20 protein-coding genes are annotated in these 23,598 nt (G+C 70.5%); 11 read left to right on the top strand and 9 right to left on the bottom strand.

Going from position 1 to position 23,598, the window contains the following annotated elements; genetic code table 11:
• Positions 1 to 196 precede the first annotated feature (196 nt).
• The 4 genes from ACZ4UV_RS14690 to ACZ4UV_RS14675 are packed head-to-tail and all read left to right on the top strand — an operon-like array spanning position 197 to position 3,250.
• Entirely contained in the window at positions 197 to 514 is a 318-nt protein-coding gene (locus ACZ4UV_RS14690; RefSeq protein ID WP_451017447.1) for a hypothetical protein, read from the top strand.
• Entirely contained in the window at positions 511 to 1,854 is a 1,344-nt protein-coding gene (locus ACZ4UV_RS14685) for a putative T7SS-secreted protein (RefSeq protein WP_467838140.1), read from the top strand. The genes ACZ4UV_RS14690 and ACZ4UV_RS14685 overlap by 4 nt, the downstream gene beginning before the upstream one ends.
• 24 nt (positions 1,855 to 1,878) lie before the next feature.
• Positions 1,879 to 2,544: a hypothetical protein gene (locus ACZ4UV_RS14680; protein ID WP_451017445.1), complete on the top strand. Its 666-nt coding sequence runs from the start codon at positions 1,879 to 1,881 to the stop codon at positions 2,542 to 2,544.
• Positions 2,545 to 2,575: 31 nt separating this feature from the next.
• Positions 2,576 to 3,250: a hypothetical protein gene (locus ACZ4UV_RS14675; protein ID WP_467838135.1), complete on the top strand. Its 675-nt coding sequence runs from the start codon at positions 2,576 to 2,578 to the stop codon at positions 3,248 to 3,250.
• Positions 3,251 to 3,962: 712 nt separating this feature from the next.
• On the opposite strand, the gene ACZ4UV_RS14670 is transcribed toward ACZ4UV_RS14675, so the two are convergent.
• Positions 3,963 to 5,339 carry a hypothetical protein gene (locus ACZ4UV_RS14670; RefSeq protein ID WP_467838132.1) on the bottom strand — a complete coding sequence of 459 codons (1,377 nt, stop codon included), beginning with the start codon at positions 5,337 to 5,339 and terminating at the stop codon, positions 3,963 to 3,965.
• A 321-nt stretch (positions 5,340 to 5,660) separates the two neighbouring features.
• Between ACZ4UV_RS14670 and ACZ4UV_RS14665 the strand changes: the two genes are divergently transcribed.
• Positions 5,661 to 6,353, top strand: coding sequence for a hypothetical protein (locus ACZ4UV_RS14665; RefSeq protein ID WP_451017442.1), 693 nt, complete (start codon positions 5,661 to 5,663; stop codon positions 6,351 to 6,353).
• Between the two features lie 66 nt (positions 6,354 to 6,419).
• On the opposite strand, the gene ACZ4UV_RS14660 is transcribed toward ACZ4UV_RS14665, so the two are convergent.
• Complete coding sequence (locus ACZ4UV_RS14660) at positions 6,420 to 6,722, bottom strand: WXG100 family type VII secretion target (protein WP_093499785.1); 303 nt, start codon at positions 6,720 to 6,722, stop codon at positions 6,420 to 6,422.
• A 241-nt stretch (positions 6,723 to 6,963) separates the two neighbouring features.
• Between ACZ4UV_RS14660 and ACZ4UV_RS14655 the strand changes: the two genes are divergently transcribed.
• On the top strand, positions 6,964 to 11,544 hold the full coding sequence (locus ACZ4UV_RS14655; RefSeq protein WP_467838128.1) for an FtsK/SpoIIIE domain-containing protein: 4,581 nt from the start codon (positions 6,964 to 6,966) through the stop codon (positions 11,542 to 11,544).
• 30 nt (positions 11,545 to 11,574) lie between these two features.
• Here the strand turns inward: ACZ4UV_RS14655 and ACZ4UV_RS14650 are convergent, their stop codons facing one another.
• Together ACZ4UV_RS14650 and ACZ4UV_RS14645 are read right to left on the bottom strand one after the other, a co-directional pair.
• Complete coding sequence (locus tag ACZ4UV_RS14650) at positions 11,575 to 13,236, bottom strand: serine/threonine-protein kinase (RefSeq protein WP_467838125.1); 1,662 nt, start codon at positions 13,234 to 13,236, stop codon at positions 11,575 to 11,577.
• Positions 13,237 to 13,383: 147 nt separating this feature from the next.
• Positions 13,384 to 14,232, bottom strand: coding sequence for a menaquinone biosynthetic enzyme MqnA/MqnD family protein (locus ACZ4UV_RS14645; RefSeq protein ID WP_390043186.1), 849 nt, complete (start codon positions 14,230 to 14,232; stop codon positions 13,384 to 13,386).
• 316 nt (positions 14,233 to 14,548) lie between these two features.
• Between ACZ4UV_RS14645 and ACZ4UV_RS14640 the strand changes: the two genes are divergently transcribed.
• Positions 14,549 to 14,752: a cold-shock protein gene (locus tag ACZ4UV_RS14640; protein ID WP_003992177.1), complete on the top strand. Its 204-nt coding sequence runs from the start codon at positions 14,549 to 14,551 to the stop codon at positions 14,750 to 14,752.
• A gap of 93 nt (positions 14,753 to 14,845) precedes the next feature.
• Here the strand turns inward: ACZ4UV_RS14640 and ACZ4UV_RS14635 are convergent, their stop codons facing one another.
• On the bottom strand, positions 14,846 to 15,427 hold the full coding sequence (locus tag ACZ4UV_RS14635) for a helix-turn-helix domain-containing protein (RefSeq protein WP_390043184.1): 582 nt from the start codon (positions 15,425 to 15,427) through the stop codon (positions 14,846 to 14,848).
• Between the two features lie 71 nt (positions 15,428 to 15,498).
• Here ACZ4UV_RS14635 and ACZ4UV_RS14630 point away from each other — a divergent pair, with 71 nt between their 5' ends.
• From ACZ4UV_RS14630 to ACZ4UV_RS14620, 3 genes are read left to right on the top strand one after another with little or no spacing between them, the layout of a single operon-like run.
• Positions 15,499 to 16,185, top strand: coding sequence for an AzlC family ABC transporter permease (locus tag ACZ4UV_RS14630; protein WP_451021520.1), 687 nt, complete (start codon positions 15,499 to 15,501; stop codon positions 16,183 to 16,185).
• Positions 16,182 to 16,496, top strand: a complete 315-nt coding sequence (locus ACZ4UV_RS14625; protein WP_467838120.1) for an AzlD domain-containing protein — start codon at positions 16,182 to 16,184, stop codon at positions 16,494 to 16,496. The genes ACZ4UV_RS14630 and ACZ4UV_RS14625 overlap by 4 nt, the downstream gene beginning before the upstream one ends.
• Positions 16,497 to 16,533: 37 nt before the next feature.
• The gene (locus ACZ4UV_RS14620; protein ID WP_451021518.1) at positions 16,534 to 17,172 is read left to right on the top strand and encodes a class I SAM-dependent methyltransferase; all 639 of its coding nucleotides are present in this window, start codon (positions 16,534 to 16,536) and stop codon (positions 17,170 to 17,172) included.
• 341 nt (positions 17,173 to 17,513) lie between these two features.
• Here ACZ4UV_RS14620 and ACZ4UV_RS14615 read toward each other — a convergent pair whose 3' ends face one another.
• Positions 17,514 to 18,353 (bottom strand): SDR family oxidoreductase, encoded by an 840-nt coding sequence (locus tag ACZ4UV_RS14615; RefSeq protein ID WP_467839362.1) that lies wholly within the window; start codon positions 18,351 to 18,353, stop codon positions 17,514 to 17,516.
• A gap of 93 nt (positions 18,354 to 18,446) precedes the next feature.
• On the opposite strand from ACZ4UV_RS14615, the gene ACZ4UV_RS14610 reads away from it, so the two are divergent.
• The gene (locus ACZ4UV_RS14610; RefSeq protein ID WP_390043177.1) at positions 18,447 to 19,148 is read left to right on the top strand and encodes a TetR/AcrR family transcriptional regulator; all 702 of its coding nucleotides are present in this window, start codon (positions 18,447 to 18,449) and stop codon (positions 19,146 to 19,148) included.
• Positions 19,149 to 19,157: 9 nt separating this feature from the next.
• On the opposite strand, the gene ACZ4UV_RS14605 is transcribed toward ACZ4UV_RS14610, so the two are convergent.
• The 3 genes from ACZ4UV_RS14605 to ACZ4UV_RS14595 all read right to left on the bottom strand — a co-directional run bounded on the left by ACZ4UV_RS14605 (position 19,158) and on the right by ACZ4UV_RS14595 (position 23,420).
• Positions 19,158 to 20,351 carry a cytochrome P450 gene (locus ACZ4UV_RS14605; RefSeq protein WP_390043175.1) on the bottom strand — a complete coding sequence of 398 codons (1,194 nt, stop codon included), beginning with the start codon at positions 20,349 to 20,351 and terminating at the stop codon, positions 19,158 to 19,160.
• A gap of 26 nt (positions 20,352 to 20,377) precedes the next feature.
• Complete coding sequence (locus ACZ4UV_RS14600; protein ID WP_467838115.1) at positions 20,378 to 21,361, bottom strand: DUF1259 domain-containing protein; 984 nt, start codon at positions 21,359 to 21,361, stop codon at positions 20,378 to 20,380.
• Between the two features lie 154 nt (positions 21,362 to 21,515).
• Positions 21,516 to 23,420: an AMP-dependent synthetase/ligase gene (locus ACZ4UV_RS14595; protein WP_390043459.1), complete on the bottom strand. Its 1,905-nt coding sequence runs from the start codon at positions 23,418 to 23,420 to the stop codon at positions 21,516 to 21,518.
• Positions 23,421 to 23,598 lie beyond the last annotated feature (178 nt).

Genomic DNA, 23,598 nt, shown 5'->3' with positions numbered 1-23,598 from the left:
GACTCTCGGGGGAGTCCACTGTTGAAGCGCCGCCGAACACTGCCCCACGCGAGCCACAGCGAAGGACACCGGATCCTTGCCAGGCGATGCGACGGGGGCGAGCGAGCCCTTGCCGCCGACGGCGCCGCACACTGCTCCTCCGGGTTCCCTGCCGCCATGAGTGCGAAGAGCCCTGATTGCCGCGGGGAAGAAGCATATGGCTGACCGCCTGGTCGTGGACGGCGGCGAACTCGCCCATTTCATGAAGCTGCTCAACAAGTCGAGCAGTTCACTGAAGGGCCTGCGCAAAGCCCTGAGCGATGCCACGGTCACGGGTCTGGGCACCGACGACCTGGACTCGGCCTGCGAGGACTTCCAGGACGACTGGAAGTACGGGACCGAGGAGATCGGTAAGCAGACCGAGGACCTCGCCAAGATCATCGGCGAGAGCAAGAAGAGTTACGAAGAGGTCGACAAGGCGTTGGAAGAGGCCTTGAGGAAGTCCAAGCACAGCGGCGCAGGGGGGACGAAGTGACGTACACGCCGGGCGTCGAAAAGCCGCCGTACGCCAACTCTCCGGCCGTCCGCGACGGTACTCTGCCCCAGGGCCTGAAATCCTCTCCGTCCATCCCGAACCCAGACTATCCGCACCTGGGCTTCAACCCGACGCCGGGTGACACCGACGCAGTCCACGACCTGTACCTCAAGCTCGGCAACTGCGCCAAGGTCCTCGAAGAGTCCCATGGGCTCGTCACCAAGCTCATGGACGGCAGTTACTGGGAGGGCGACGCCGCTGTTGCCTTCCGCGAGCAGATCGAGGGAGGCCCCCTCCCGCTCAATCTGAAGAACGCGACGCACTCCATCCGCAAGGCCGCTCGCCAGCTCGACAGCTGGGAGGGCGAGCTCGAAGAGTTCCAGCGTCGGGCCAAGAAGCTTGAGCAGGAGGCCAAGGGCGCCCGGTCCACCCTGGACGCGGCGAAGGGGAATGCCGCGAAGGCGAAGAACGATCCCGGGCTCAAGGGCAAGGGAAGCGAGCACGACAAGACACAGAAGAGCCTGACCCACGCCAACACCGCCGTGGAGACAGCGCAGTCCGAGCTCGACGAGATCATCGGACGGGCGAAGAAGCTCGCCGAGGAGCACGAGGAGAAGGCTCGGTACCGCGCCGGAAAGATCCGCGACGCCACGCAGAAACTGGCGCCGCACGAGCCCGGCTGGCTGGACGAGTTCAGCGACTGGTTCACCGAGAACCTGCCCGACATTCTGAGTTTCACCGCGGGTGTCATCGGTCTGGTGGCGCTGTTCGTGGCGACCGGAGGTGTGGCCGCGGCGGTGCTTCTGCTGACGGCAGCCGCATTGAGTGCGACCGCCCTCACCATGCGGCTGAGCGACTCCGAGGTGCTCGCCTCACTCAAGGACGGATTCACCAAGGGTGAGTTCGACTCCGACTTCTGGGGGAATGTCGTCAGTCTCGGCGGCGACGTGCTCGGAGCGATTCCCGGTGTGGGCGCAGTGGGTCTGGGCGCCCGTGGCGCAGTGAACGCCCTCCGCGCCGGCGAGGAGGCCGTCACCCTCGGAACGGTGCTGAGGACATTCGGCGGCGAGACGATGACTCATGCCAAGGCGATCACCGGCCTCGGAAATCCGGCGTTGAACCTGGTCGTGCGTGGGGCACGGGACTCGGCACGGGCCGGTGAGATCGTGGAGATCACCTCTGCTTCGCTCGGCGTGGTGACTGCGGGCTACGGACTGGTGTCCAGCGCCGTGGACGAGTTCGACAACGACGGTGCCAAGGACAGCGGCACCGGAATCGACGGCGTTCGAAGCATCCTGGACGGCGGCGCGCTGATCGACCTCGCACGGCATGTGTTCTGATTCGAAGAACGAGAAAGAGCTCATATGAACCCCGCAGACCACCCCACAGCGTGGGAGCACCCTCCGACCCGGCAAGCCTGGGGCAAGCAGCTGGCGATGAACGTGGCCGCTCTCGTCGCCTGGATCGCGTCATGGTTCGCCCTGCTGGCCGCATTGGCGGTGTTCCTGGGGCCCGGGTTCGTGGTCGTCGTCGTACCGTTCCTGATTTACAGCTTTTACCGGGCCTTCCTTCAGCTCTTCGTGATCGCCAGCGTCTTCCGGATGCGCCGGGTGCTGCGGGTGTACCCCTGGCAGCTGTCCCGCGAGATCCGGTTTGGCCTCACCAAGCGAACCGATGTCGTCGGCAGGCAGTTCGGCTGGTTCGAGTTCCCGAACCCGGCTCGGCCGGAGGAGTCGCTGCCCATGGTGTTCGGCCGGCACTGGGGAGTGGGCTGGTGGAGCCGACGTATGTCTCCCCGTGCGGCATCCGAGCTGAAGGCCCAGATCGGCGAGGTGTGGTTCGCCGGCGACCCCCGTTTCATCGGGGTGCTCGGCGCGCCCGCGTCCGACGGGTCGATGCCACGCCGCCTCCGTTTCCTTCACCAGCAGAGCGGGGCGGACGGAGGGACTCGCGGTGTCGTCGACTGGGGGGCCACCGCCGAGGACATCGAGCGCGGTCGTCGTGCCGGGGTCGTGCCCGCCCGTCCCTGAACCCCCGATACCGACGGAACTTTCGAAGAACATGGACCCAACGCCCCAGTTCGTCATCGACGACTCGGCCACCGACCCGCACGCCGGAATCTGGTTCGCCACCCCCGGCGGCTTCACAGAGCTGCCCATCGACGTGCTTCTCGCGCCGCCCGCTTCTGCCGACGCGGAACGGCTCCGTCAGGCACTGGCCCCCCTGGTCGAGGCCATCCCCGACGGCGTCACCAGGCAGCAGTTCATCGCCCAGCTGGCATCGGCACAACAGCTCCTTGGCGCCCTGCGCGAGGTGGGCACCGTCCACTGCGCTCTGGGTGTCCACCGCGACGATGTCGCGGTGGACAGCGGCGGTACCCTGCACTCTCTCTTCACCGTGTCATGGCGGGACGTGGCCTGGGCACCGCGGCCGGTGAGCGCGGCACGGGCGGTGGCGACGGCGGAGCATGCGCACGTCGAGTACCTGGACCTGCCCAGCGGACCGGCGTCCATGGGCGAGACGGTACGCACCCCATCCCCCGAGTCCGGTCTTCCCTCGACCCCGCTGCTCCAGATCCACGCCTACCTTCCCCACCCGGACCGCAGGCGCATGGCAGTTCTCACACTCAGCACCACCGCGGTGGAACGACGCGTCCAATACCGCGCGATCCTCCATAACATCGCGGAACTCACGAGCTTCGAATCGCCCTTGGGTGACTCCCGGAAAGAGAAGTGAAGGAAGGGCACGAGCCGCACACCTCTCGCTTACGTTCGCCCCAGCTGCGGAACACGACGCTCCTGACACCTTCAGCTTGTCAAGCCGAATTGCTTACCGATGCGGTCATCCGAGCGACGGACGGGAAGAAGTGGACATACGACCGAACCTACACCACCACGGAGAAGTGCGAATACTCCCGATCGCCCACTCCTGGACTGTTCGCACGGATTCCGCCTTGACGCATCGCGCCTCGTTCGCGGCGGATCCCGCTACCGCCTAGCCGACGGCCTGGAGGCCACCCAACTCACCACGGCCACCAATGTCCTCGGCCGCGCCCGCCACTACGACGCCACCGCCCGGTCCACCTCCAACGGCAGCTCGGTGGAGATTGACTTCTCCATGGACTCGAGCAAGTTCCATACCAAAGAGGTCAAGACCGGAATGGTCCTGAAGAGCAAGCACTCGATTCCGCCGTCCCGGTAGGCCGCTGTGGCCTGCGCCAGGGGTTCGTAGCGCAGTTGCCGTTTGAGGTGGGGCGCGTTGTCGACGCCCTCGAACTACCGGTCGACCAACGCATCGATCAAGCGCGCTCGCGCCCGTCCGGGTCGATCCGTACCCGGAACCAGCCGTCCGGAAGCAACAGCCGGTAGTCGGCAGGGGATGCGGGCGTGCGGGTGCTGCCCACGTTCGCGGTCACAGTGACTCCGGGCTCGTCCGTCCGGCCGGTGTGTCATGCATTCTCGTCCGGCTTGTCGTAGTGGAAACGGCTGAACAGCGACTTCGTCGCGGCCGGACCCCATTCCGCCACGATGGTCAGCGCGGAGAGCAGACCGGCCAGGCGCGCTGTGACGGTGTCACCGAAGAGTCCGGCGAGCAGCACGAGGCTGAACAGAGGAACCAGCAGCAGTTCGTTGCCGCCGACCACCGAGCTGTGCCAACTCGTCTCGTCCCGAGCCCTCTTGGCAGGCAGCGGCGACATCATTGGGACGTCCGCGGCGAGGGGATGGCCGCTCCACCAGGGTTTCGTCGCCTCCGCGCGCCACCTGGCGCTTCGCGTCTCCTCGTCCACGACGGCAACCGAGAGCGCCGAGGCCGTTTCCTCCCAGCGACTCCGGCCCTGCGGACCTGCGAACCAGTACCGCCACGGCAACAGCGCCCGGGCCGTGCCACGGCGGTCCCTGAACTCGACGCCCAGCGGCTGCCGTTCGCCCGGAGACACGAGGCGTACGAGCCGCGCGACGTCGTGCGCGCCGTCACGTCCGAGCCAGCGCTCCTGCCCGATGGTGTCGGTCAGGACCACATCACCGGGCAGCACGCGTACGGACGCCGTACGGCGGAACCGCGGCGTGGCCCCCTCCCCTGTCGCCGGATCGGGCCTGATCACCACCGCCTCGGCGAAGCATCGGCGGGAGTCCCCTCGGCTGCGCCACCATGCGCCCACACGCACCACGGAGTCGGCTGCCGGTACGCCGAACAGAGCGCCCGCGGCGATCGGCAGACACCAGTCGACATCACCAGCGAAGGCGATGACGAGAGCGACGAGCCAGGCCAAGAAGCCGAGTCCTCTGATCCAGCTGTGCCAGCGCGGCAGTTCGCGATGAACTGCGCGGTCCGGAGCCGGTCCCGAGCTGCCCGGTTCCGGCAACTCACGTTCACCGGTCTTCGAACGCGGCTTCTCCTCCACCGGAATGCCGAGGGCCGCTGCGAGTTCTCGCAGCCCGGTCCGGTCCAGGCACTTCGCCGGTTTCAGGTTCAGGATCCCCACGACGCCGGCTTCCGGCAGCCATTCGGCGAGCGGGACGCACAGGACGTCATGCCCGTCCTCGTTCTGGAAGACGAGCGCACCCCAGCGTTCCGCAGGCCGCTTGGTGACGGTTTCCCACGCGTCGGTCGGCGGCGGGACGAACACTGCTCGCCGAATGCCTCCGGGGCCGACCGGATACCGGCGCTCTCGCAAGTGACGGTCGCGTACGACGAGGGTCCCTCCGTCCGCGTAGAGACGAGCCCGACGTACGACATCGACGTTGTGCGGGCGCATACGTCTGGGCCGCACCAGGGCGTTCTGCCTGCCCGGCACCTCCTCCGCCGTCCGCTGCTCGGCCTTCACTGTCCGCTCACTCGGCAATGGCCTTCGCCAACTCGTGGTCGATCTCTTCGTACTTCTGGGCTGCAGCTCCGGTGGAGCCGGCCGGTTTCTTGAGTTCCTGCGACAGTTTCTTGCGCGTCTTCTTCCAGGTGTTACTGAACTCGTCGAAAGCGTCTTTCAGGCCACCGTGCCCCAGTTCGTCCTCTTAGCCGTCCGCAGAGTTCCCATGCTGATCGAACTCGTTGTGGAGCTTGCCCAGGTCCGCGAGCACCCCTTGATCATGTCAAGGTCGTATCTGATTCTGTCGGCCATCGGCAAACGACTTGGAAGGTGGGACGGGTTTTGTCCACGAGCACCGACCGCACCATACGGGACCGACTCGGCGTCACGCCCGACGCAGCAGCCTGGTGCACGATCGGCAAGATCCCCGAACCACCCGCTGAGGTCCACCGGGCAACAGGATCGGGGCCGTTGGGCCCTGCCTCCATGCCGCCGCTCGGCATGCTCGGTGTCGTTCTGGGGACCCCCCTGCTGTACATCGGGAAATTGCTGGGTCTCGTCGGCGCGGCCGAGGAGGCCGTCAAGCGCATGCTGTCGACCGACGGAGAGCAGGAGCGCCACCGCGCCGCGCAGCTCGACAGGAAGCGGCGGGACGCGTCCGTCGTCGAACTCGGCCTGGACAAGACCTTCGACGGCGACTGGAACGGGGCGGCCGGTCGCTTCCTCCTGCAGTGGTACAGCCATTCCTCCCACCATCAACGCCTGGTCGCGCTTGCCGGGAACCGCATCCTTCTGGCCGCTCCGCCCAAGCGCGTGTCCGTCCGCCGGGACGCCCTCACGCAGGTCGTCGCCGAGATTCCGGCCGGGGACGCCGTTCTCACGGACCCGCTCCCCGAGTTCGAGAACAACAGGTTGCTCCTGCGGTTCAAGGACGGCTCATGGATCAGGCTGACGACCGAGGAGCGGCGCAGCGAACTGCACACGTACCTGGCGCGTCGACAGCAGCCGGGCGAGGCCAGAGCCACCGAGGCCTGACAGCCGGGTGCGACGGAGCACAGCACGTGCTCCGTCGCACCGGTCGTTAGATGACCTCGGACTTTACTAGCCCTTGGCCTGCTTCGCCAGCGAGTCGTCCAGCTGCTCGTACGCTTCCTTGGCCTTCTTCAGGAAGTCGGACAGCCCGTGCAGGCCCTGGATCGTCTTCGTCGCGCCCTTCGTGAAGTCCTTCATGGAGTCGTCGTACGCTCCCGAGGCCTTCTGGGTGGTGAAGCCGTTCTCCACCAGGGCGGAGACGCGCTTCTCGACGTTCTTGATCTTGTCCTCAAGCTCGTGCATGTCCTTGATCAGGTCGCCAGCGACCTTCTCCATCTCGGCATATGTAAGGTCCGTGTCTTTGCCGGCCATGACGGCTCCCTCCCGTTCGTGTGGCCTCAGGGCCTTCCCCCGTGGCACCGTTCGCGCGGATCCTTGGCCATGGCATGGCCGTCCGCACGAGCAAAGATCCTACGGGGGTGACGCGTGCGACCGCACGGGCCTTGTGCGGCGGAATCGTGAACCGTCCACATCCCGTTGCACCCGGGAAAGGCCGGGCGGCTAAGGTCACTTCCACTGTGTTGGGTGCTCTAGGTGTGTTGGGGGACGGAACGTGCGCCTGAGTCTGACCGTCGTCGACCCGGTCGGCGGTGCCACCGCCGACGTGGTGCTCGACGCGGATCCCGAGTCGACCGTCGGTGACGTCGCGAGGGAGTTGGCCCGGCAGGTCGGTCTGGGGTATCCGGATCCCGGCGAGGGCGGCGCCCAGGTCATCCCCATCGGCGCGCACCGGCAACAGGCCGCGGCCGTCCACGTGTCCGGTCCGCTGGCCTACGTCGACGGGTACGCCCTCGACCCCGCCGCAACCGTCGTCGGCTCGCCGCTGCGGGACGGCGTCGTCGTCAGTCTCCACGATCCCGCCGGGTGTCTGCTCGGTGAGCCCACCGGCATCGTCGAGTTCCGCGTCGCCGGCGGTCCGGCCGCCGGCGCCGTGCACCGGCTCGGGGTCGGGCGGTACGACATCGGCAGCGGGCCGGCCTCCCACCTCCGCGTCGAGGACCCCGAGCTGCCGGCCCGCGCCGCCACCCTCACCATCGCCATCGACGGCACCTGCAAAGTCCAGATACACAGCGAAGACGCCCGGCTGGACGGGGAGGAGTTGCAGAGCGGTGGGGACTGGCCGCTCGGCGCCCAGCTCGCCCTCGGTAACACCCTTCTCGAGATCATCGGGTACGCCCCGCCCAACGCCGCCCTCAAGTGGTCCGACGACGGTGCGGGGCTCGACTACAACCGGCCCCCGCGGCTGCGCCCCGCCGAACGGCAGACGCACTTCTCGCTGCCCAACCCGCTCGGTGACTACGAGGCCCGGCCGCTGCCCTGGCTGATGGCGCTGCTGCCGCTCGTCGGTGCCGTCGTCTCCGTGATGATGTTCGGGCGCTGGTACTACCTGATCATGGCGCTGATGAGCCCCCTCATGCTCTTCGGCAACTACTTCATGGACAAGAAGCACGGCAGGAAGTCGCACGCCAAACAGCTCAAGGAGTACAAGGAGCACAAGGCGCGGATCGAGGGGGAGGCGCAGGAGGCGCTCGTCGCGGAGCGGTCCGAGCGGCGGGCCGCGGTGCCGGATCCGGCCGCCGTGCTGACGTACGGCACCGGGCCGCGGACGCGGCTGTGGGAGCGGCGGCGCACCGACGCCGACCATCTGCTGATCAGGTTCGGCACCGGTCGCGTGCCCTCCGAGGTCGAGCTCGACGACCCCGAGCAGGACGAGCACAAGCGCAAGGTCCGCTGGTACATCGAGGACGCCCCCGTCGGGCTGTCGCTGCGCGACCTCGGGGTGATCGGGGTCGCCGGGCCGGGCGATTCGGCGCATGCGCTGGGCCGGTGGGCGGTCGCCCAGACCGCCGTCCTGCACAGCCCCATGGACGTGCAGTTCTACGTCCTCACCGACAACGACGCCGGTGAACGCTGGGACTGGGTGCGGTGGTTGCCGCACTCCCGGCCGGGCGGCGGTCAGGACGTGAACGTCCTCATCGGCACCGACTCCGAGACCGTCGGCGCCCGCGTCGGCGAGCTCACCCAGCTGCTCGACGGCCGGCAGAAGGCCCTGCAGAAGGGCGGGCGGAGCAAGACCGACGGGCCGGCCTTCTCCGACCCCGACATCGTGGTGGTGTGGGACGGGTCGCGGCGGCTGCGGTCCATGCCCGGTGTCGTACGGCTGCTGAAGGAGGGACCGGGCGTCGCCATCCGGTCCATCTGCCTCGACGAGGAGGAGCGGTTCCTGCCCGGGGAGTGCCAGGGGGTCGTGGTCGCCGAGCCGCGGGCCGCCAAGGAGGCCGCCGCTCAGGCCTCGACGCCCGTGGCTCAGCAGGCGGTCGGCGGCTTTCCGTCCTTCCAGGCCTGGCATCCCCAGCAGGGCGGCGGTGAGGAACAGGCGCCTCAGGACCTGGAGTTGCGGCTGCGCGTCGAGCAGAGCGGGGCGCTGCGCAAGCGGAACGTGCGGCCCGACTTCGTCTCCGCCGCCTGGTGCGGACGGCTCGCCCGCTCGCTCTCCCCGCTCCGCGACATCAGCGGCGAGAGCGAGGACTCCGCCCTGCCCGCCGCCAGCCGGCTGCTCGACGTGCTCCAGCTGGAGCCGCCCACGCGGGACGCGATCGCCGCGCGCTGGCGGATGGGCGGGCAGTCGACGATGGCCGTCATCGGGGAGTCGTACGACGGCCCGTTCGGCATCGACCTGCGGCGCGACGGGCCGCACGGACTCATCGCCGGTACCACCGGTTCCGGTAAGTCCGAGCTGCTCCAGACCATCGTGGCCGCGCTGGCCGTCGCCAACACCCCCGAGAACATGACCTTCGTGCTCGTCGACTACAAGGGCGGCTCGGCGTTCAAGGACTGCGTGAAGCTGCCGCACACCGTGGGCATGGTGACCGACCTCGACGCCCACCTCGTGGAGCGGGCCCTGGAGTCGCTGGGGGCGGAGCTGAAGCGGCGCGAGCACATCCTCGCCGCCGCCGACGCCAAGGACATCGAGGACTACCAGGACCTCGTCAGGAGAGACCCCTCGCGCTCCCCGGTGCCCCGACTGCTCATCGTCATCGACGAGTTCGCGTCGATGGTGCGCGATCTGCCCGACTTCGTCACGGGACTTGTGAACATCGCCCAGCGAGGGCGGTCGCTCGGGATCCACCTCCTGCTCGCCACCCAGCGGCCCTCCGGTGTCGTGTCCCCCGAGATCCGGGCCAACACCAACCTCCGGATCGCGCTGCGCGTCACCGACGCCGGCGAGTCGACCGACGTCATCGACGCGCCCGACGCCGGGCACATCGCCAAGAGCACGCCGGGACGGGCGTACGTCCGGCTCGGGCACGCCTCGCTGGTCCCCTTCCAGTCGGGCCGGGTCGGCGGACGGCGGCCGGGTGCCGCGGATCCGGCCACCCTCGCGCCCTGGGCCGGGGCGCTGTCCTGGCAGGACCTCGGGCGGGCCGCGCTGCGCAAGCCGAAGTCCGAGGCGAAGGAGGACGACGAGATCACCGACCTGAAGGTGCTCGTCGACGCCGTCCGCGAGGCCAACACCGCCCTGCGGATCCCGGCCCAGCACTCGCCGTGGCTGCCCGCCCTCGACGACATGCTGCTGCTCGACGACGTGCCGGCCGTGCAGGCGCAGGGCGCGCTGCCCGCCGCCGCGTACGGTGTCGAGGACCTGCCCGCCGACCAGGCCCGCCGTGCGGTCGCCGTCGACTTCGCGACCTTCGGGCACCTCATCATCGCCGGTGCCCCGCGCACCGGACGCTCCCAGGTGCTGCGCACCATCGCCGGTTCGCTGGCCCGCACCAACTCCTGTGCCGACGTGCACCTGTACGGCATCGACTGCGGCAACGGCGCGCTGAACGCGCTGACCCGGCTGCCGCACTGCGGTGCCGTCGTCGGCCGCAACCAGACCGAGCGGGTGGAGCGGCTCATGGCCCGCCTCTCCGGCGAGCTGAGCCGACGTCAGGAGCTGCTCGCGGACCGGGGGTTCGCGGACATCGGGGAGCAGCGGGCCGCCGTACCGGAGGCGGAGCGACTGCCGCACATCGTGCTGCTGCTGGACCGCTGGGAGGGCTGGCTGCCCACCCTCGGCGAGCTGAACCACGGCGACCTCACCGACCAGATCATGGTGATGATGCGGGAGGGCGCAAGCGTCGGCATCCATCTCGTCCTCACCGGTGACCGGCAGATCCTGGCCGGCCGGATCTCCTCCCTCACCGAGGACAAGTACGGTCTGCGGCTCGCCGACCGCGCCGACTTCTCGATGCTGGACATCAACTCCCGCAAGGTTCCCGAGGAGATCCCGCCCGGCCGCGCCTTCCGCAGCGAGACGGCCGCCGAGACGCAGTTCGCGCTGCTCTCCGCGGACACCACAGGTCAGGGCCAGAACGCGGCGATCGTCGCGATCGGCGAGGCGGCCGAGGCCCGCGACGCCCAGGTGGAGCGCTCCCGGCGGCCGTTCCGCGTGGACGTGCTGCCCAGCCGGATCTCCTTCGAGGAGGCCTGGGCGATGCGGGCCCCGGCCGCGGCGGCCGCCCCGCTGTGGGCCGTGGTGGGCGTCGGCGGCGACGAACTCACCGCCTTCGGCCCGGACCTGGCGCAGGGCGTCCCCGCGTTCGTGATCGGCGGGCCCGCCAAGTCCGGCCGTTCCACGACCCTGTTGGGCTTCGCCCGCTCCTACCTCGCGAACGGCGTACGGATCGTCGTCGCCGCCCCCCGGCAGTCGCCGCTGCGCGAACTGGAGGGCAGGGAAGGCGTGCTGAAGGTATTCACCGGGCGGGACGTGGACGAGGACGAGCTGACGGAGGTGCTGTCGTCGGCGTCCCCGGCCGAGCCGATCGTCGTGCTGGTCGACGACGCCGAGGTGCTGGACGACTGCGACGCCGAGGACGTCTTCAAGCGGATCGTGGAGCGCGGCACCGAGGAGGGACTCGCCGTCGTCATCGCCGGTGACGAGGACGAGATCTGCGACGGCTTCTCCGGCTGGCAGGTCGACGCCAAGAAGGCCCGCCGGGGCATCCTGCTCTCCCCGCAGGAGTCCGGCTCCGGCGAGCTGATCGGCATCCGGACCACCCGGGCCATGGTGGGCGGCCCGATCCAGCCCGGCAAGGGCATGCTGCACCTGGGCAGCGGGGAGCACGTCACGGTGACCACCCCGCAGTAACACGCGGTGGATTCGGCGGTCTGGGGACTCTCAGTCCCCAGACCTGGACATCACCGCCACCGGGTTCCCCTCCGCCGAGCTGTCCGACGTGTAGACCAGGTCGCCGTGGCTCGGGGTCAGGTAGACGGTGTTCGTGCCGGGGTCGCAGCCGTCGTGGTTGCCCTCGGCGCCGGTGGAGGAGGCGACGAGCCTGGCCGCCGTCACCGCCCTCAGGGTGAGGATGTCGGTGCAGACCCCGCCCAGCTGGTCGGTCTGCCGCAGACGGCCCAACTCCTGTCCGACCGCCGCCTGTTCCACGGTGACCCGGAAGGTGCCGATGGGCAGGTTGCCGGAGAGCGCGGTGGCCGAGCCCTGCCAGGTGCCGAGGTAGGCGGCCGGGATCTTCCCGCCGCCGGAGGCGGACGACGCCGATGTCGAGGGCGGCTTGGCGGCGGCGCCCGTGTCGCTGCCCCCTTCGCCCCCGTCGGTCCCGAGGAACGGCTGCACCAGGAACCCCACCCCGACGGTGACCACCGCCAGCGCGGCGGCCACGGCGAGCGCGACCGTACAGCTCACCCGGCGGCCACGCCCGCCCTCCGCCGGTACGGCGGTCGCGGCGACACTCACGGTCACCTTGCCGGGCTTCCCGGGCGCCTCGGGGGTCCCCTCCGACGCGGGCGCGGCATCCCGCGGCTCCGGTACGACCGCCGGTACGGCCACGGGCGGCACCGTCGGCGGCGGTCCGAACTCCCCGGCCACGGAAGGGGTGCTGAACTCCACCGGCCCGGACGCGGGTACGGCGGCCGGCACGGCCTCCGCGGCCTCCAGGTTCAGCACCTCCACCGCGCTCCGGCTCACCCGCTCCACCAGCGCCCCCGGCAGCCATCCGCCGGCCACCAGCCGTGCGGCGCCCTCCGGAGCCAGCCGCCGGGCCACCTCCGCGGGGCCCGGCCGCCGTCCCGGCTCCTTCGCGAGGCAGGCCTCCGCCACCTCCCGCAGCTCACCGCCGAGCGAGCCGAGTTCGGGCTCCTCGTGGACGACCTTGTAGAGGAGGGCGGCCGAGGAGTCCCCGGGGAACGGCGGCGCCCCGTTGGCCGCGTACGCCAGTACCGCGCCGAGGGAGAAGACGTCCGCGGCGCCCGTGGCGCCCTTGCCGAGGATCTGTTCCGGGGACATGTATCCGGGTGAGCCGATCGACACCCCCGAGGACGTCAGCGACGCCGTGCCGTCCGAGGCGCGGGCGATGCCGAAGTCGATGAGGAGCGGCCCGTCGAGGGTCAGGAGCACGTTGGACGGCTTCACGTCCCGGTGCACAAGGCCCAGTTCGTGCACCGCCGCCAGCGCCTCGGCGAGCCCCGCGCCCAGCGCCCGTACCGTGTGCGCGGGCAGCGGGCCGCCGTCGGTCACGGCGGCCGTCAGGGAGGGACCGGCCGCGTAGGCCGTGGCGACCCAGGGCACCGGCGCGTCCGGGTCGGCGTCCAGGACGGAGGCCGTCCAGGCGCCGCCGACCCGTCTCGCGGCCTGCACCTCGCGGCGGAAGCGGGCGCGGAACTCCTCGTCCAGCGCGAAGTGCGGGTGCACGATCTTGACGGCGACGGAGCGGCCGCCGGCCGAACGGCCCAGATAGACACGGCCCATGCCGCCGGAGCCGAGCCGGCCGAGCAGCCGGTACGGCCCGACGGCCGTGGGTTCGTCGCCCGCGAGCGGCTGCATGCGCCCTCACCCCCCAGAGAGTTCGGCAGCAGCCTATTCGCTCCGCGAGTGGGGCGGTTCTTTTGCCGCGGGTCGGTGGGGGCTGGGCGCGCCCACGCGGCGGTAGCCGCATGTCCGATACAGCCCCGCGCCCCTACGGGGCCGCTCTCACGGCGTCAGCAGCTCGACCTTCACGTCCGGCGCGAACCCGGTCGTCGGGCCCACCCTGCGGGCGAACTCCGCCACCGCCGCCAGCTGCGGCGCGCCGAAGCTGAAGTCGAGGGTGGTGAAGTACTGGGCGAGGGTCGCCTCGTCGAAGGCCTCCCAGCGGGCGGCCTGTTCGGCGACCTTGGCGACCTCCTCCAGGGAGAGGTTGCGGGAGTCGAGGAAGGCGCCGTGCACCTCACGGGTGATGTGCGGTTCGCGCTCCAGGTAGTCCCGGCGCGCCGCCCACACCGCGAAGACGAACGGCAGGCCCGTCCATTCCTTCCAGAGCAAGCCGAGGTCGTGGACCTCCAGGCCGTAGCGCGGGCCGTCCAGCAGGTTGGCGCGCAGGGCCGCGTCGCCGATCAGCACCGCCGCGTCCGCCTCCTGCATCATCAGGCTGAGGTCGGGCGGGCAGGTGTAGTAGTCGGGCTGGACGCCGTAGCGGTCGGCGAGCAGCAGCTGGGCGAGGCGGACCGAGGTGCGCGAGGTGGAGCCGAGGGCGACCCGGCGGCCGTCCAGCTGGTCCAGCGGCACCTGCGAGACGATCACGCAGGACATCACCGGCCCGTCGCAGCCGACGGCGATGTCCGGGAAGGCGACCAGGTCGTCGGCGTTGCGCAGGAACTCGACGAGGGTGATGGGCCCGATGTCGAGGTCGCCGCGCACCAGCTGCTCGCTGAGCTTCTCAGGGGTGTCCTTGGTCAGCTCGAAGTCGAGGAGGGTGCCGGTTCTCGCGAGCCCCCAGTAGAGGGGCAGGCAGTTCAGGAACTGGATGTGGCCGACGCGCGGCCGGGTGCGAGAATTGTCCACATCGCGAGACTAGACCCCGTGAGGTACCGTGCTGGGACCGCCCCCACCCTGGAGTCCCGACCGCCCCTCCGGTCAACCCGCCCTCGGAGGCATTCAAACGTCCGGGTGACGTGATCTTGGCCTCTGTTGCTTTCGGCTGCCTACATGCTAGGCTCGCCGCAAGTTGCAGTTTGGTTTCCCTTGCAGTACAGAGCCTGCGGAGCATGTAACCGCGGGCTCTCGTAGTTTTCAGACATATGCAGTTGTGCGGCACTTAGTTTGTTTTCACACTTGCAGGTTCTGGAGCAGGGCGACCCTTTGGGCCCAAGGAGGGCTTATGGCTACCGGAACCGTGAAGTGGTTCAACGCCGAAAAGGGCTTTGGTTTCATCGCCCAGGAAGGCGGCGGCCCCGACGTCTTCGTCCACTACTCCGCGATCAACGCCAGCGGGTTCCGCTCCCTGGAGGAGAACCAGCAGGTGAGCTTCGACGTCACGCAGGGCCCGAAGGGTCCGCAGGCGGAGAACGTCACCCCCGTCTGATCCCAGACAAACCAAGTCTGATCGCAGACTGAGTGCAGTACCCAAGGAGCCCCGCGCCGTCAGGCGACGGGGCTCCTGCCTTTTCGCCGCCGCCTAAATGTGCTGCATGACCAGCACGAACGTGGTGCGGGGCGCCAACGCCTCGTACACATGCGGAACATCGCCGCGATACGTCAGATAATCCCCGGGGTTCAATTCGACGGTTTCTCCGCGTGGCCCCGCCTTAACCCGCCCGCCGCATACGACGAGGTGCTCGACCGTCCCCGGAATGTGCGGCTCGGACTCCCGTGCCACGCCCGGCTCCATCCGCAGGTGGTAGATGTCCCGGCGGGCGCCGGGCGGGCAGGACGCCAGCAGGGTGGCGGCGAAGTCGGCCCGCTCCGACGCGACCGTGGGCCCCTCCCCCGCCCGGATCACCTGAACGCCGGACACCGGTGGCTCGACCAGCGCGCTGAACGGCACGCCGAGCGCCACCCCCAGCGACCACAGCGTCTCCACGCTCGGGTTGCCGCCGCCCGCCTCCAACTGGGACAGCGTCGACTTCGCGACGCCGGCCCGTTTGGCCAGCTCGGACAGGGAGAGCCCGGCCCGGGCCCGCTCGCGCTTCAGCGACCCGGCGATCCACTCCATCGGAAGCCGGTCGGACCGCTCCGGCCGGTCGGTTGCCTCGGACATCTCGTTCGTTCACTCCATCGGTACGATCGTTCGCCTTGACGAACACACTCTACTCGTTCACTGTAAAGAACATGCGTTCGCCAAACCGAACAACCCGGCCTCGGAGGACGGCCTCCCTGGTCCGGGACAGTTCACTCGTCTGGCTGGCCGGCGGGATCGTCGGTGTCTCCTTCGGCGCGGTCGGCGTCGCCGGCGGCCTGCCCGTGTGGGTCCCGGTCCTGATGTCCCTCGTCGTCTACGCGGGGTCGGCCCAGTTCAGCGCGGTCGGCGTGCTGCTCGCCGGCGGCGGTCCGCTGGCGGCCGCGGCCACCGGTCTCCTCCTCAACACCCGCACGGCGGCCTTCGGTCTCGCCGTCGCCGACCTGCTCGGCCCCGGCCGCGCCACCCGTCTGCTCGGCGCCCACCTGGTCACCGACGAGACGGTCGCCTTCGCCCTGGCCCAGCCGGACCCGGCCCGCCGCCGCGCCGCGTTCTGGGTCTCGGGGCTCGGCCTGTTCGCCGCCTGGAACGTGGGGGTCCTGGCCGGCGCCCTCGCGGGCAGCACCCTCGGCGACACCGACCGCTACGGCCTGGACGCGGCGTTCCCGGCAGTCCTGGTGGCCCTGGTCCTGCCCGCCCTCCGCGCGGACCCGGGCGTACGGCGCGCGGCCCTGCTCGGCGCGGCGATCGCCCTCGCGGCGACCCCCGCCGTCCCGGCCGGGATCCCCGTCCTCCTCGCCCTCCTGGGCCTGTTCACGCTGCCGGGGGTACGACGATGAACGCGACCGTGGTCATGATCCTGGCCCTCGCTCTCGGCACGTACGCCTTCCGTCTGGTGGGCCCGGTGCTGCACGGCCGGGTGGAGATCCCGGCGCGGGTCCAGGAACTGGCGTCGGCCGGGGCGGTGGTGCTCCTGGTGGCCCTGCTGGCCACCGGGGCGCTGACGGAGAGCGGCGGCTTCGCGGGGATCGCCCGCCCGGCCGGGGTGCTGGCGGCGGGCGTACTGGCCTGGCGCAGGGCGCCGTTCGCGGTCGTGGTCCTGGGGGCCGCGGCGGTGACGGGACTGCTGCGGGCGGCCGGGGTCGGCTGACGGTCGTTGTCAGTGCCGCCCGTTAGGGTCCGCGGGCATGACCGCCGACTTCCTCACCGCCACGCGTACGTTCTACGACGCGATTGCCGAAGACTACGCCGACCACTTCCGCGAAGATGTTTCCAACCGGCCCCTGGACCGCGCCCTGTTGGCCGCGTACGCCGAACTCGTCGGCCCGGGCGGCACGGTGGCCGACCTCGGCTGCGGCCCCGGCCGCGTCACGGGCCGGCTCGCCGGGCTCGGACTCTCCGTCTTCGGCCTCGACCTCTCCACGTCGATGCTCGCCGTCGCCCGCCGCGAGAACCCGGGCCTCCCCTTCGTCCAGGGCTCGATGCTCGACCTGCCCGTGGCGGACGGCGCGTTGGACGGGGTGGTGTGCTGGTACTCGTCCATCCACACCCCGGACGACCATCTGCCGTTGCTGTTCGGTGAGTTCAGGAGGGTACTGAGGCCGGGGGGCCATCTGCTCCTCGCCTTCCAGGTGGGGGACGCGGCGCGCCGGTTCGAGGACCCCTGGGGGCATCCGGTGGCGCTGGACTTCCAGCGGCGGCGGCCGGAGGAGATGGCGAGGCTGCTGACGGAGGCAGGTTTCCGGCTCCACTCCCGCACGGTGCGGGAGGCGGACGCGGGGCTCGGGGAGACGAGTTCGCAGGCGCATCTGATCGCCACCTCCTGACCGGCTGCCGCCACCGCCCAAGAAGGAACCGTTGCTCAACGGCCCGCTCACCGTCGTCGTCACCGACACCGACCCGGCGGCGACGAAGAAGGCCGTCGGTGAACTCCGCGACGGCATCACCGGCATGAAGGACGTGGCCGCCGTCACCCCGGCCACCTACAACCCGGCCGGCGACACCGCGATCGTCACCGTCGTCCCCAACAGCGCACCCACCAGCGAGAAGACCAAGACCCTCGTCCACGACAAGCACGCCCGGCAGCAGACCGCCGAGCTGCCGGACCTGCGCGGGCCGACCCTGCGCGCGGCCCAACCGGCCGCCAGGTCCGGGCGGAGCTGCCTCTCTAGGCGGGCCGCTCGCTCAACAGCTCCCGCATGCCGATCGGTTCGCGGCCGATCAGGTCCGCCAGGGTCGGGTCCACGGTCGCGAACTCTCCCTCACGGGCGGCCAGGAAGACGCCCAGGAGGTGATCGGCCGTGTCCTCGGGGACGCCGTTGGCCGCCAGTTGCCTGCGGAACGTGTCGTCGGGGGCTATGGTCCTGGTCGCGCCGGCCAGGTCGGCGATGTCGGCGAAGGTCAGTGCCTGCGCCCCCGTCAGCGGGGGCGTCGGCCCCTCGAAGCGGCCCTCGTCCGCCAGGATCACGGCTGCTGCCTCCGCCAGGTCGTCGTGGGCCGTCCAGCAGACCGGGCCGTCGGCCGGGAGGGCCAGTTCGCCGGTCGCCAGGCCGTGGCCGGCGAACTGCAGCGCGCTCGCCGCGTGGAAGCCGTTGCGGAGGGAGGTGTAGGGGACGCCCGAGGCACGCAGGGCCTCCTCGGTGGCCGCGTGGTCGCGGCAGGCCTGGAAGCGGGAGGTGGGGCTGGTGCCCATGTGGGCGGTGTAGAGGATGCGGCGGACGCCGGCCGCGACGGCGGCGTCGATCGCGGTGCGGTGCTGTCGTACGCCCTCCTCGCCCAGCCGGTCGACGGAGACGATCAGGATCTGGGTGGCGCCCTCGAAGGCGTGTGCCAGGCCGTCCGGGTCGGTGAAGCCGCCCTGCCGCACCCGCACGCCCCGGTCCGCCAGGGCCTGGGCCTTCTTCGGGTCGCGGACGCTGACGCCGACCCGCGCGGCTGGTACGCGGGTCAGCAGTCGCTCCACGATCCGGCTGCCGAGTTGTCCGGTGGCTCCGGTCACGACGATCACTATGTCCTCCAGCACGATGGCGATATCGATGGAAACAGATTCAGCGTAACACCGATATTATCGATGGCAGCACACGAGCGATATCATTGATACATGGGCTCGGAATCACGTGACACGGACACCCGGCAGCGCGTCGTCGACGCCGCCATCGGACTGCTGGAACGGGAGGGGCGGGACGCCGTCACCACCCGGGCGGTCGCGGTCGCCGCGGGGCTGCAACCCCCGGCCATCTACCGGCTGTTCGGCGACAAGGACGGGCTGCTGGAGGCCGTTGCGGAACACGGCTTCGCCACGTTCCTGGCCGGCAAGCGGGTCGATCCGGACCCCGAGGACCTGATCGAGGACCTGCGTGGCGGCTGGGACCTGGCGGTCGAGTTCGGGCTGGAGAACCCCGCGCTGTACCTGCTGATGTACGGCGGCACCTCGCACAGCGGGTCGGCCGCCTTCCGGGCCGGGCTGGAGATCCTGCGGGGGCGGGTGCGGCGGCTCGCCGCCGGCGGGTGGCTGCGGGTCGGCGAGGATCTCGCGGTCGACGTCATCCACGCCACCGCGCGCGGCGCCGTGCTCACCTGGCTGTCCGCGCCCGAGGCCAACCGCGACCCGGCCCTGCTGGCCACCCTCCGGGAGGCCATGGTCAGCGCGGTCACGCATGAGAAACCGGCCGTCCGGACCGGCGGCGGGCCGGCGGCCGCGGCCCGCGCCCTGCGCGCGGGCCTCCCCGGCCAGACGACCCTCAGCAGCGCGGAACAGCACCTGCTGAGGGAATGGCTGGACCGCCTGGCCGACGAGGAGTGAGACCCGGGCCTACCAGGCCACCGGCAGCTCCAGTGGGAACCGGCGGATGGTCTCGGTGTCCCAGCGGATCTCTTCCGGGCGCACCGCCAGGCGGAGCGTGGGGAAGCGGTCCAGGAGGCGTTCCAGGGCGACCTCCAGTTCGGCCATCGCCAACGGCACCGCGATGCACCGGTGGCCGCCCCAGCCGAAGGTCATGTGGGGAGCGACGGGACGGTCGGGCACGATCTCGTGGGGGTCCGGATAGCGGTCCGGGTCCCGGTTGGCCGTCAGGTAGGAGACGTGGACGAAGTCGCCGCGCCGGATGACCACCCCGTCCATCTCGACGTCCTCCAGTGCCACCCGGGGAATGCCCACGCCCTTCCGGAAGGGGATGTACCGGAGCATTTCGTGGATGAAGTCCGTCAGGTCCTTCCGGTGCGCGCGGGCGTACTCCGCCAGCTCCGGGCGGGTCAGCAGCAGATACACGATGTCGCTGATCTGGCAGGTCGCCGTGTCCTGGCCGCTGAGCGTGAACGTCAGTGCCAGGACGGCCAGTTCCCGGTCGTCGAGCTGGTCCGTGCCGTCCCGTGCCTCGGTGAGCACGCTGATGATGTCCGCACCGGGGTTTTTCCGGCGTTCGGCGACGAGCTCGGTGAAGTAGCCGGTCAGGTCCTCCTTGGCCGCGCGTGCGACGTCCCGGTTGCCCGCGCCGACCACCAGCAGCCGCTGGACCTGCTCCTGCATCCGGGGCCACTCGGCGCGGTCGATGCCCAGCAGGTCCAGGATCGTGTGCTGGGGAAGGGGGTCGGACAGGTGCCGGACCAGGTCGGCGGGCTGACCGGCGTCTTCCATTTCGTCCAGCAGCCGGTCCGTGAGGAGGCCGATCCGGCCCCGCATCCGGTCCACATGGCGCGGGGTGAAGGCCTGGGTGGCCAGATGCCTGATCCGGCCGCTGTGCGGCGGGTCCATCACGTTGATCGACTCCGGAGAGACGATCGGCTCGGCCGTCAGGCGCGGATAGTCGTACTCGATGATCGCTGCCCGGCTGAACCGGGGGTCCGTGGTCACCTGCTGCACCGACTCGAATCTGGTGACCAGCCAGGCGTCCGAGTCGCCGTACGGCAGCCGGATGGTGCCGAGGGACTCGCGCTCCATGAAGCCGGCCAGGGCCGGATCGAAGTCGAGGGCCTCGCTGAAACCGAAGGGACAGTTGATCGCCTGCACGTTCTTCTCCTTCGTCGGTCGGCCGCTCAGTGGAACGGCACGACGTTGGTTGCGTGGACGGCGGCGCGCAGGTCCTTCGCGAGCCGCACGGCGTCGCCGATCGCCCAGTAGTGGAGGAAGAACAGGCGCGGCTCGTCCATCAGGTTGTGGTGGTGGAGTTCGACGAGGCCGACCCCGCTCTTGCGCAGGATCTTCAGGACCGGCTGGACCTCGTCCGCGGTCATCACGAAGTCACCGTTGATCGCGGCCCTTCCCCGGCCGAGCGGCTGGAAGTTGATGGTGGTCACCGAGCCGAGGCCGGCCGGCAGGATCATGCCGCCGTCCACGATCTGCTCCGCGCGCGCCCAGACGCTCTTGTAGATGCCCTCGTCCTGGGAGCCCTTGCTGCCGAAGGCGTCGTCGATGCCCTTGGTGTCCAGGTCGAGCGTCGGGGTGGTGGGCGGCTGGTCGGGCGGGGTGCCGGTGCGGTCGAAGGCCGCGCGCAGTCCCCTGGCGATGGGTACGGGGTCGTGACTGTGGGCGTGCAGGTGCAGCCACCACAGAGCGGGCTGGTGGGAGAGCAGATGCTTGTGTACGGCGTTGATGGCGATGTCGTGCGCGAGGAGCGCGTCGGTGAAGCCGTCCAGTTCGTGCTCGGTGACCACGGCGTCGCCCATCAGCAGATGGCTGCCGTCCTTGTACCGGACGAAGGCGGTGTGGGTGCCGAGGGCCAGCGCGGTCTCGATCCGCACGCCCCGGGAGACCACCTTGAGGTCCCGGCGGGGCAGGCCGGTGTGGTACATGTACCGCTTCATGTCGCCCGGCCGCCCCAGGGCCTTGGTCACCTCCGCCCAGTCGGCGAGCTGGGTCAACTCGGGTTCGACCAGGGTGCGCGGGTGTTCGTGGGAGAGGGCGCGCGCGGGCGGGGTCGCCGCGCTCGCCAGGACAGGGGCCACGGCACCCGCGGCGAGGACGCGGCGACGGGTGGTGGCCGGTCTGGGGTGGGTTTTCTGCTGCCGGTCGTCAACCATGGTGCACCTCCTGGCGCGATGGAATCACGGGTCCCGGGCGGGTCCCGTGATTCCATCGCGCCAGTGGGGCCAGGTGGACTAACACAAGTCACCGGGCACGGAGGCGGACCACTCCGCGTGACGGCCGCGGATCACCTTCGGCGACGGCCGCGGATCACTTCGCGTACAGGCCCTCGATCTCCGTCGCGAAGTCCTTCATGACCGCCTCTCGGCGCAGCTTCATCGACGGGGTCAGGTGCCCGGCCTCCTCGGTGAAGTCGACGGGGAGCATGGCGAAGCGCCGGATGGACTCGGGGCGTGAGACGAGCTTGTTGGCCTCGTCGACGGCGCGCTGCAGGACGGCCAGCAGTTCGGCGTCGTCCATGAGGAGCTCGGGCGGCACCGGGTGTTTGCCGTTCATCTGGCGCCAGTGGGTGAGGCCGTCCCGGTCGAGGGTGATGAGGGCGCTGACGTACGGCAGCGCGTCGCCGACCAGCATCACCTGGGAGATGAGGGGGTGGGAGCGCAGCCAGTTCTCCAGCGGGGCGGGGGCCACCGACTTGCCGCCGGCCGTGATCAGCATCTCCTTCTTGCGGCCGGTGATGGTGAGGTAGCCCTCGTCGTCGAGTTCGCCGAGGTCGCCGGTGGCCAGCCAGCCGTCCCGGGTCGCCGGGACGACGCCGCCGGCCGCCGGGTCCCAGTAGCCGCGCAGGACGTGGTCGCCGGCGACCAGGATCTCGCCGTCGGCGGCGATCCGGACCTTGGTGCCGGGCATGGGCCAGCCGACCGTGCCGAGGCGGGGCTTGAGGGGCGGCGTGCAGGTGGTGGCCGCCGTGGTCTCGGTCAGGCCGTAGCCCTCGTAGATCTCGATGCCGGCCCCGGCGTAGAACGCGGCGAGACGGCGGCCCAGCGGGGAGCCGCCGCAGATGATGTGCCGGACGCGGCCGCCCATGGCGGTGCGGATACGGCGGTAGACGAGCGGGTCGTAGAAGCTGCGGGCGGTCTTCAGGGCACGGCCGGGCCCGCTGCCGGCGCCGGTCTGTTTCGCCTCCAGCGCCTCGCCGTAGCGCTGCGCGACCCCCGTGGCCCGGTCGAAGACCGAGACCCGCCCGCCCGACTCCGCCTTCGCCCGCGCGGTGTTGAAGACCTTCTCCAGCATGTACGGGATGGTGAGCAGACAGGTCGGTTTGAAGCCGGCGAGGTCCGGGAGCAGGTCCTCGGCCTTGAGGCTGGGGGCGTGGCCGAGGCGGACCCCGGCGCGGACGCAGGCGATCGCCACCATGCGGCCGAAGACGTGGGACATGGGCAGGAAGAGGAGGATGGAGACCTCCTCGTCGTTGCGTGCCTTGAAGATCGGGTAGAGGAGTTCGATCGCGTTGTCGACCTCGGCGAAGAAGTTGCCGTGCGAGAGTGCGCAGCCCTTGGGGCGGCCGGTGGTGCCCGAGGTGTAGATCAGGGTGGCGAGGGTGTCGGGGCCCAGCATGCCCCGCCGTACGCCCACCTCGGCGTCCGGCACCTGCGCACCGGCCTCCGCGAGCCGGTCCACGTGCCCCTTCTCCATCACCCACAGGTGCCTGAGGTCGGGCAGCCGGTCGAGTTCGGGGCCGAGCGCGGCGGCCTGCGCGCTGGACTCGGTGACCAGGGCGACGGCACCCGAGTCGTGCATGATCCAGCGGGTCTGGAAGACCGAGGAGGTCGGGTAGATCGGCACGGTCACCAGGCCGGCCGCCCAGGCGCCGAAGTCGAGGAGGGTCCACTCGTACGTGGTCCGGGACATGATCGCGATCCGGTCGCCCGGCAGCAGCCCCTCGGCGATCAGGCCCTTCGCCACCGCCATCACCTGCGCGGCGAACTGAGCGGCCGTCACGTGCTCCCAGCGGCCCTCCCCCTCGGCCGGCTTGCGGCTGAGCACCACGGCGCCCGGCTCCGCCTCCGCGTTCTCGAAGGGCAGGTCGGCCAGCGAGCCGTGCCGCACCGGCGGCGCGAACGGCGGTACGTACGCCTCCCGCACCACCCCGTCCAGCCGCTGCACGAGGGGCTCGACCAGGATCGGGTTCCCGTCGTAGTCCGTGGCCTGGATCGACGCGCCCGGGGAGACGGGGGCGGCGTTCGGATAAGAGGACGTGGACACGGGGCGGCTCCTCGGGCGTGCAGCGGTGAACTGCTTGCTGCATGACGTACGTGCCTCGCGCACCGAGGCGTTCACCGGCACCGCCCCTCGGAAAGGGGTTACCGGCGGTTCAGGCTGGAGATCGTAC

Source organism: Streptomyces sp. NPDC028289 (assembly GCF_055565975.1).
The sequence above is the reverse complement of the archived record's forward strand: the minus strand, read 5'-3'. Positions and strand labels throughout refer to the sequence as shown.